8 protein-coding genes and 1 pseudogene are annotated in these 8,800 nt (G+C 42.7%); 6 read left to right on the top strand and 3 right to left on the bottom strand.

Annotation, left to right across the window (positions count from 1 at the left end; all coding sequences use genetic code 11):
* Positions 1-413: 413 nt before the first annotated feature.
* The 4 genes from H6G40_RS21915 (at position 414) to pstB (ending at position 4,198) form a co-directional block, all read left to right on the top strand.
* Complete coding sequence (locus tag H6G40_RS21915) at positions 414-1,439, top strand: PstS family phosphate ABC transporter substrate-binding protein (RefSeq protein ID WP_080601645.1); 1,026 nt, start codon at positions 414-416, stop codon at positions 1,437-1,439.
* Positions 1,440-1,536: 97 nt separating this feature from the next.
* Positions 1,537-2,472: a phosphate ABC transporter permease subunit PstC gene (gene pstC, locus H6G40_RS21920; RefSeq protein ID WP_069474116.1), complete on the top strand. Its 936-nt coding sequence runs from the start codon at positions 1,537-1,539 to the stop codon at positions 2,470-2,472.
* Between the two features lie 2 nt (positions 2,473-2,474).
* Complete coding sequence (gene pstA / locus H6G40_RS21925) at positions 2,475-3,398, top strand: phosphate ABC transporter permease PstA (protein WP_002735875.1); 924 nt, start codon at positions 2,475-2,477, stop codon at positions 3,396-3,398.
* A complete protein-coding gene (gene pstB / locus H6G40_RS21930; RefSeq protein ID WP_002752756.1) occupies positions 3,392-4,198 on the top strand; it encodes a phosphate ABC transporter ATP-binding protein PstB in 807 nt (268 codons plus the stop codon). Before pstA ends, pstB begins: the two co-directional genes overlap by 7 nt.
* A 52-nt stretch (positions 4,199-4,250) precedes the next feature.
* Here pstB and H6G40_RS21935 read toward each other — a convergent pair whose 3' ends face one another.
* On the bottom strand, positions 4,251-5,276 hold the full coding sequence (locus H6G40_RS21935) for a PstS family phosphate ABC transporter substrate-binding protein (protein ID WP_069474117.1): 1,026 nt from the start codon (positions 5,274-5,276) through the stop codon (positions 4,251-4,253).
* A gap of 411 nt (positions 5,277-5,687) precedes the next feature.
* Between H6G40_RS21935 and map the strand changes: the two genes are divergently transcribed.
* Together map and H6G40_RS21945 are read left to right on the top strand one after the other, a co-directional pair.
* Entirely contained in the window at positions 5,688-6,452 is a 765-nt protein-coding gene (gene map / locus H6G40_RS21940; protein ID WP_002752760.1) for a type I methionyl aminopeptidase, read from the top strand.
* 129 nt (positions 6,453-6,581) lie between these two features.
* Entirely contained in the window at positions 6,582-7,763 is a 1,182-nt protein-coding gene (locus H6G40_RS21945) for an aldo/keto reductase (protein WP_069474118.1), read from the top strand.
* Here H6G40_RS21945 and cobO read toward each other — a convergent pair.
* Together cobO and H6G40_RS21955 are read right to left on the bottom strand one after the other, a co-directional pair.
* Positions 7,760-8,365, bottom strand: coding sequence for a cob(I)yrinic acid a,c-diamide adenosyltransferase (gene cobO / locus H6G40_RS21950; RefSeq protein WP_002737079.1), 606 nt, complete (start codon positions 8,363-8,365; stop codon positions 7,760-7,762). The genes H6G40_RS21945 and cobO overlap by 4 nt on opposite strands.
* 74 nt (positions 8,366-8,439) lie before the next feature.
* Positions 8,440-8,800 (bottom strand): annotated as a pseudogene (locus tag H6G40_RS21955) (Uma2 family endonuclease); the annotation flags it as partial.

Below are 8,800 nucleotides of genomic sequence, written 5' to 3' on the forward strand. Positions count from 1 at the left end.
TCTGATAAGTTTTGATAATCCATAATTTTGCTAATAAACATAGCAAAATTATAGATGATTTCCTGACCTAAGATCACATTTTATTCTTTTTTCCACTTCAATCTAAGAATTGAGAAAAAAGCAAAGCCTTACATTACACCATAAAAAAATTATGCAAGAGGTCTATTATTGAGCGTTTTGACTAACTTTAATTTGCAATAGGGTGGTCATCAACTAATTTAAATAACCAAAAATGTGAGACATATTTGTTTAAGTTAAGCTTAATTAACCCAAGCTTAAACTAAATTTAACCAAACCAAATCTTAACCTTAACCTTAAATTAACTCAAATAATTGATCATAATTTTAGGGTTTTATGTACAATCCAACCTAAAAGTTAATTTTTTGATTCCCGAACCAGCAATAATTAGCGAAATGAGTATGCAGAATTTCCAATTCAAACTAAATCGATGGACAATCAGCGCTGGTTTAGCGGCAGTAGGAGCAGCCCTAGCTCTCACCATCCCGGCGGTTAATTCCCAAAGCCGCAATACTATCAAAATTGATGGTTCTAGCACCGTTTACCCAATTACAGAAGCAGTAGCGGAAGAATTTCAAAAGATAAATCGTCAGACACAGGTAACTGTCGGTATTTCGGGAACAGGTGGCGGTTTTAAAAAATTCTGTGCTGGTGAAACGGATATTTCTAATGCTTCTCGTCCAATTAAGGATTCTGAGCGTCAATTGTGCGCTAAAAATGGCGTTAAATTCTTAGAACTGCCGATCGCTTTTGATGCTTTAACAGTGGTAGTCAATAAACAAAATCCCCTTAATAGCATCAAGGTTTCTGAACTGAAAAAAATGTGGGAACCCTCTGCTCAAGGGAAGATCACTAAGTGGAATCAAGTTAATTCTAAATGGCCTAATGCCAACCTAAAACTGTTCGGACCAGGTGCTGATTCGGGAACATTCGATTACTTTACCGAGGCAATTGTCGGTGAATCGAAGAAAAGTCGCACCGACTTTACCCCCAGTGAAGATGATAACGTTCTAGTGCAGGGAGTTATCAGAGATCGTAACGCTTTAGGTTACTTTGGCTATGCCTATTATGAAGCAAATAAAGGTCGTCTGAAAGCCCTAGCCATTGATAACGGCAAAGGAGCCATATCTCCCTCAGCAGAAAATGTCAACAACGGCAAATATAATCCCCTCTCCCGTCCTGTTTTTATCTACGTTAATGCTGATGCAGCCAAACGTCCAGAGGTGAAAAGTTTTGTTGAATTTTTCATCAACAATGCCCCCAAATTAGTCCGGGAAGTTAAGTACGTTCCTTTACCCGCTAATGTCTATCAATCGGTAATGAACAACTTCAGAAATAATAAAACAGGAAGTGTATTCGTTGGCCGTGATACTGTGGGTTTAACAATCCAAGATATCGTTCGCTTAGAAGCTAAACCATAGTTTCTCACTAGAAACCACTAGGATAATGGGGGGGGCAAGTGCCTAACCCCATTTCTAATTAAACAGCTAAAAAGATCATCAGCCAGATATTTAAAGCATGACTCAACCAGCAATTAAATCAGAGAGTGTCTGGATTCAGGCAGCTACTCCCAAAAAGATTCGCAACCTAAAAGAGACTATTATTGAAGTTATTCTATTTTTGGCGGCTTTTTCCTCTGTGGCGACAACCATTGGCATTATGGAGGTTTTGATTCTAGAATCCGTGCATTTTTTCGAGAAAGTTCCCCTGATTCAATTCCTAACCGATACAGTTTGGAGTCCGCTTTTTGCCGATCCGCGTTATGGTATTTTACCGCTACTTTCGGGAACCTTAACCACTTCGATCGTGGCGATGTTTGTCTCTATTCCTTTGGGAACAATTGCTGCTATTTATCTCAGTGAATTTGCCCCCCCGCGCCTGCGAGAAGTGGTTAAACCCTGTCTAGAATTATTAGCGGCTATACCGACAGTAGTTTATGGTTATTTTGCCTTTTTAAATGTCACACCTTTCCTACAAACTTTTTTGCCTGACTTGCCTTCATTTAATATGCTCAGTGCTGGTTTGGTCATGGGATTAATGATTATTCCCCTGATTAGTTCCATCAGTGAAGATGCCATGCGTGCCGTACCTTTGACCCTCCGGGAAGGTTCCTACGCTACCGGAGCAACTCGTTTACAAACTGCTTTAAATGTGGTTTTGCCTGCCGCTATTTCTGGTATTAGTGCCGCTTATATTTTAGGAGTTTCCCGGGCCGTGGGAGAAACGATGATTGTAGCGATCGCCGCAGGATTACAGCCAAATTTAACCTTCAATCCCTTTAGTGAAGCGGCCACCATTACCGCTTATATTGTTCAGGTTAGTTTAGGCGATTTACCCCACGGTTCGATCGAGTATCAATCAATTTTTGCCGCCGGTATTATGCTAGTCATTTTGACTTTAATCTTTAATATTATCGGTTATTTCCTCGCCAAAAAATATCGGGAGGTTTACTAATCATGGAAAAAGAACAATTATCGAATTTAAGAGCTAATATTGAAAGGCGCAAGCTGATTAGCACTGTATTTTCTGGCTTAGGGTTGTTGATTATTTTTGTTTCTACCCTAATTCTCTTTATCCTGATTGCCCAGATGATAATGGCAGGGTTGCCGCGCATTACCCCCCAGTTTTTTACTTCTTTTCCTAGTCGTCACCCTGAAGAAGCTGGTATTCTTTCCGCTTGGGTGGGAACCTTGCTAGTGATGTTGGTAACAGCCTTGATTGCGATTCCTCTCGGTATTGCGGCGGGAATTTATCTGGAAGAATATAGTAAGAAAAATTGGCTTTCAGCAATTATTGAGATTAACGTCACTAATTTAGCGGGTGTTCCCTCAATTATCTATGGTTTACTCGCCCTCGGTTTATTTGTCTATCAATTCAATCTCGGACAAAGTATTATTGCCGCCGGTTTAACCCTAGCTTTGCTGATCCTACCTGTGGTTATTGTCACCACCAGAGAGGCAATTCGGGCAATACCCAACAGTCTCCGGGAAGCGGCCTATGCCGTGGGAGCAAGTAGATGGCAAGTAGTCGCCGATCATATTCTTCCCTACTCCTTCGGTAGTATCCTAACCGGTGTGATCATCGGGCTTTCCAGAGCGATTGGAGAAACGGCTCCCGTGATTACTATTGGTGCGCTCACGTTTATTGCCTTTCTACCCGATGCTCCTTTACAAGCAAATTTTCCCTTTATTAACTTTAATTGGCTAAAAGCACCCTTTACAGTTATGCCTATCCAGATGTTTAACTGGGTTTCTCGTCCAGAGCCAGAATTTGAAGTCAATGCGGCTGCCGCTGGTACAGTGTTGATTGTGATGACTCTCGGTATGAACGCTGTAGCTATCTATCTCCGCTATCGTTTCCGCAAAGGTATCAAATGGTAAACTCTATTTTTCCCTCGATGATGTCTAATATCAAAGAATTTCAACCAAAAGCTGAGGTGAGAAACCTTGACTTTTACTACGCTGGCACCAATAAACCCGCTTTGCGAAGTATCAATCTCACCATTCCCGAAAGACAAGTCACCTCTCTAATTGGCCCCTCTGGCTGCGGTAAAACGACGCTTTTGCGCTGTTTTAATCGAATGCACGACCTTTATGCCGCTAATCGCTACGAAGGGGGCATTTATATCGATACCGTCAATATTTTAGATCACAAGGTCGATCCGATCGAGGTGCGGATGCGGATTGGTATGGTTTTCCAAAAACCGAACCCTTTCCCGAAATCTGTTTACGAAAATGTCGCCTACGGTTTGCGGGTTAGGGGTGAAAAAAAACGGGAGTTTATCGATTATAAAGTAGAACAAGCCTTGCGCGGTGCCGCTTTGTGGGATGAAGTCAAGGATCGTCTCAACACCAGTGCCTACGATTTATCGGGGGGACAACAACAACGTCTCTGTATTGCCCGCGCTTTAGTTACGGATCCTGAAATTATCCTCTTTGATGAACCCACTTCCGCTCTCGATCCGATCGCCACTAATAGTATAGAAGAACTAATTGGTAAATTAGAGGAAAAAGTTACCATTTTAATCGTCACCCACAGTATGCAACAGGCAGCCCGGATTTCTGATTACACAGCTTTTATGTATTTGGGTGAACTGATGGAGTTTGGACAAACTAAAATTATGTTTCAAGAACCAACTCACGAGAAAACAAAAGAATATATTAGCGGTCGATTTGGTTAAAAAATCGCCATTGTTTGGGGAGAGAAAGCAATTATCTCCCCAACGCTCTCCTCTAAAACTTGGCTTTTTGCCGCAATAATTCCGCTAGGGTGACATCAAATTGCGATTGTCCTCCGAAAACCGTTCCCACTTCACCGTTAAAGAAGGTGACTGTGGCTAAATGGTAATGTTCATCCGTTAGGGGGATATAACCGACTTCTTTAACAATACTCTCGGCATTATCGAGGTAATACTCCACAAATTCCTGTAAAGCTCGGCTTTTTTGCGCTTTCTCCCCATTGACGTAGATAAATAAAGGTCGAGCAAGGGGTTGATATTGGGAGTTAACTACAGTTTCTCTAGAGGGTAAAATCGCCCCTTTACCGCTATCAATGCCTAAAGCTTTCAATTTTCGGGGATTTTGTTCATAATAAGCTAGTCCAAAGTAACCAAGAGCATTCGGATCTTGACTGACTCCCTGGACTAAAGTGTTATCATCCTCGCTGGCTACATAATCCTTACGACTAGCACCGGATTTACCGACCACAGCTTCGGTAAAATAGTCAAAAGTTCCGGAATCTTGGCCTGCACCAAAGAGATTTAGGGGTTTATTGGGGAATTCCGGCCTAATTTGATTCCAATTGGTAATTTTACCCTCAGCAGCCGGTTCCCACATTTTCTTTAATTCTTTTAGGGTAATGCTATCAATCCAGTTATTTTCCTGATTAACGACTACAGTTAAGGCATCAAAAGCCACGGGTAATTCAATATATCTTACGCCATAGCGATTACACAGGGACATCTCATCGGCTTGAATCGGTCGAGAGGCATTACTAATATCAGTTTTTCCTTCGCAGAATTCCCGAAATCCCCCTGAGGTTCCCGAAAATTTTACGCTCACTTCTGCTGTACCCGGTTGACTGCTTTTGAATTTCTCGGCCACGGCCTGGGTAATCGGGTATACGGTACTAGAACCATCAATTTTAATTGATTTGTTAGCTGGAGATTCCCCTATGCCACAGGCCGACAGTAGGCTAATTCCAAAAATACTTAACGCAGAAAATACCATTTTCACAGAATTTTTGTCGCTTTTACTCATTGTCTCTGTCCCCGTTATCAGTCAATAACTACATAATATTATTTCAAAAAAAGTTGATATATAATTAAGAATTCTAAAGTTGAATGTTATCGAAAACACATCAAACTGATGGACAAAAGGACAACAAAAACGTTTATCTGTAGGGTCTGATACTAAATCCGTTGAGTATGCGCTACATATCAGGACAGGCAAAAGGCAAAAGGCAAAAGGCAAAAGGCAAAAGGCAAAAGGCAAAAGGCAAAAGGCAAAAGGCAAAAGGCAAAAGGCAGCTTTGTTCTCCCCACTTCCCCACACCCCACACCCCACACCCCACACCCCACTCCCTAGACCCCACTTCCGAAACCATAAGGCTGCCCGATTTTGCTAGGATAAGAAATGTAACAAGAATCTTTCTTAACAGTCGGATAATTCATGGGCAACGATACCATCACCTTACTCTCCTCTCGGGAAATTGAAAAAATGCGTCGAGCCGGACGATTAGCAGCTAAACTCTTAGACCATCTGGCAGATATGGTTAAACCGGGGGTAAGTACCCTAGAAATCAATGACGAGGCAGAACGTTGGACTCGCGCCCATGGAGCCAAAAGTGCGCCCCTAGGATACCATGGCTTTCCTAAGTCCATCTGTACTAGCATTAACGAGGTTATCTGTCACGGCATCCCCAGCGCCGCTCAAATCCTTAAAGACGGCGATATTATTAACATCGATGTCACCCCGATTTTAGAGGGTTATCACGGCGATACCTCCCAGACTTTCTTTGTCGGTACTCCCTCCCCCCTAGCGAAAAAGTTAGTAGAAGTGACTAGAGAATGTCTGCAAAGAGGCATAGATGCAGTGCAGCCGGGGGGTAAAATCGGCGATATCGGCGCGGCTATCCAAGAATACGCCGAAGGACAAGGATTTTCAGTGGTTAGAAATTTTGTCGGTCATGGTATTAGTAATGTTTTTCACACCGGTCCGCAGGTTCCCCACTACGGCATTCGCGGCAAAGGCAAAACAATTCGCCCCGGCATGGTATTCACCATTGAACCAATGATTAATGAGGGTACTTGGCAACATATTCTCTTAAAAGACGGTTGGACTGCTATTACTAAAGATGGTAAACTTTCGGCCCAATTTGAACACACCATTGCCGTCACTGAAACCGGTGTCGAAATTCTCACTTTACCCGATTAAATTTAGGGAACAGGGAATGGGAGAATGGGGAAATAGGGAAGTTTCAACTAATACCCCATCACCCCCCGCAACGCGCACGAAGTGGTCACCCATCTCCCCACTGATAACTGATAACTGATAACTGAATATATGCAGTATCGTCGTTTCGGTCGCACTAATCTACAAATGCCGGTGTTTTCCTGTGGGGGAATGCGCTATCAATTTCAGTGGCAGGATGTGCCGATGTCGCAAATTCCCGACGAGAATCAAGGCAATTTAGAGGCAATCATAAATAAATCTCTAGAAGTGGGGATTAATCACATCGAAACCGCTAGGGGTTACGGCACTTCCGAGATGCAATTGGGCAAAATTTTGCCGCAACTACCGAGGGATAAGATTATCGTGCAGACGAAAGTTTCTCCTAGTCAAGATGTGCGGGAATTTCGCCGTAAATTTGAGCAATCCCTGCAATTTTTACGATTAGATTATGTGGATTTGTTGGGCATCCATGGCGTCAACACCGCTGAAATTCTCGATGATACTATGGCCGAGGGCGGTTGTTGGCAAGAGGCGAAAAAATTACAGCAACAGGGAAAAGTTCGTTTTATCGGTTTCTCCACCCATGCACCAACTGATGTAATTGTCAAGATTATTGCAACAAATTGTTACGATTACCTCAATCTGCACTGGTACTATATTTTTCAGAATAACTGGCTGGCCATAGAAGCGGCAAAACAGCACGATATGGGCGTTTTTATCATTAGTCCCTCCGATAAGGGCGGCCATCTCTACAATCCTCCCCCTAAGCTCGTCGCTCTCTGTTCTCCTCTCAGTCCGATGGTTTTTAATGACCTATTCTGTCTCAGTCATCCGGCTGTTCATACCCTGAGTATTGGTGCAGCGCGAGCCAAGGATTTTGATGAACACCTGAAAACTTTACCCTTACTTGATCGGGCCGAGGAGATTTTACCAGCAATTATCGAGAGATTGCAAGGAGAGATGATCAACTGTTTAGGCGATAATTGGGTGAAAACTTGGTCTTTGGGTTTACCTAGCTGGGAAAATACCCCCAATCACATCAATATTCCTTCTATCCTCTGGTTACGCAATCTCGCTATCGCCTACGATATGATTGACTTTGCCAAGGCCAGATACAATCTCTTGGGGAATGGGGGTCATTGGTTCCAGGGTCAACAGGCAAAAGAGGTGGAAAAACTCGATTTAACTGCCTGTTTAGCCGCTAGTCCCCACGCTGATCAAATTCCCCATCTTCTCGCTGAAACTCATCGATTATTGTCGGGAGAGACGGTACAACGCTTAAGCAGTAGTTAAAATTCGATGCCGGGTTGCGCTTTCACTCCCTGTTGACGAAAGGGATGTTTAATTAACTTCATTTCCGTGACTAAATCCGCTATCTCGATTAATTCGGGTAAAGCTCCTCTACCAGTGAGAATAACGTGGCAATTAGCGGGTTTTCGGGCTAAACCAGCGATAACTTCCTGAATATCCAGATAACCGAATTTAAGGGCGATATTGATCTCATCGAGTAAAATTAATTGATATTGGGGATTTTCGAGAAAAGTTAGGGCTTTTTGCCATGCTTCTTGGGCTTTCTCTATATCTCTTTCTCTATCTTGGGTTTCCCAGGTGAAACCTTCCCCCATTGCATAAAACTCGATTTGTTCCCCCCAAACACTAAAAATCTTTTGTTCGGCAGGTTCCCAAGCACCTTTGATGAATTGTACCACCGCCACTTTGTAACCATGACCGAGGGAACGTAAAACCATACCGAGGGCTGCCGTGGTTTTTCCCTTACCATCGCCAGTATTAACGATAATTAAACCTTTTTCAGCAATTTTTTCGGCTAAACGTTCTTCTTGGATTGCCTTGCGGCGCTGCATTTTTTCTTTGTATTGTTCGGGAGTGAGTTGCATTCGGGTCTATCCAGTCAAATCAAGATAATTGTAACTCAAGGGGTTATCGATCGCTGTTTGCAGATTTTAACCGGCTAAATTGTCTGGGGATTGATGCCTAATTCTCGTAATTTTGCCGCTAATCTTTCCTTAGCTTGTCGTTCTTGTTCTTTTTCTAAAAGAGCCTGTTCTTTTTCTAGGAGAGCCTGTTCTTTTGCCTGTCTTTCCTGTTCCTTTTCTGAAAGAATCTGTTCCTTTTCTAAAAGAATCTGTTCCTTTTCTAAAAGAATCTGTTCCTTTGCTTGTCTTTGCTGTAATTCAGCTTCTTGGGGAGTGGGAACCAATTGACCATCAGCGGTAAAATAACGCAGTTTCCGGTCAAATATGCCTAAATATAATCCTAACTCTTCACTCCATAGATAACCCTGCTCATTAGCAGAAATAGCTTGATATTGT

This window comes from Microcystis viridis FACHB-1342 (assembly GCF_014698335.1).
In the GTDB taxonomy this organism is placed as follows: domain Bacteria; phylum Cyanobacteriota; class Cyanobacteriia; order Cyanobacteriales; family Microcystaceae; genus Microcystis; species Microcystis ichthyoblabe_A.

Excerpts from the sequence above, each read along its gene's own strand:
- H6G40_RS21915 (WP_080601645.1), top strand. The coding sequence starts at position 414 with ATGAGTATGCAGAATTTCCAATTCAAACTAAATCGATGGACAATCAGC.
- pstC (WP_069474116.1), top strand. The coding sequence starts at position 1,537 with ATGACTCAACCAGCAATTAAATCAGAGAGTGTCTGGATTCAGGCAGCT.
- pstA (WP_002735875.1), top strand. The coding sequence starts at position 2,475 with ATGGAAAAAGAACAATTATCGAATTTAAGAGCTAATATTGAAAGGCGC.
- pstB (WP_002752756.1), top strand. The coding sequence starts at position 3,392 with ATGGTAAACTCTATTTTTCCCTCGATGATGTCTAATATCAAAGAATTT.
- H6G40_RS21935 (WP_069474117.1), bottom strand. The coding sequence starts at position 5,276 with ATGAGTAAAAGCGACAAAAATTCTGTGAAAATGGTATTTTCTGCGTTA.
- map (WP_002752760.1), top strand. The coding sequence starts at position 5,688 with ATGGGCAACGATACCATCACCTTACTCTCCTCTCGGGAAATTGAAAAA.
- H6G40_RS21945 (WP_069474118.1), top strand. The coding sequence starts at position 6,582 with ATGCAGTATCGTCGTTTCGGTCGCACTAATCTACAAATGCCGGTGTTT.
- cobO (WP_002737079.1), bottom strand. The coding sequence starts at position 8,365 with ATGCAACTCACTCCCGAACAATACAAAGAAAAAATGCAGCGCCGCAAG.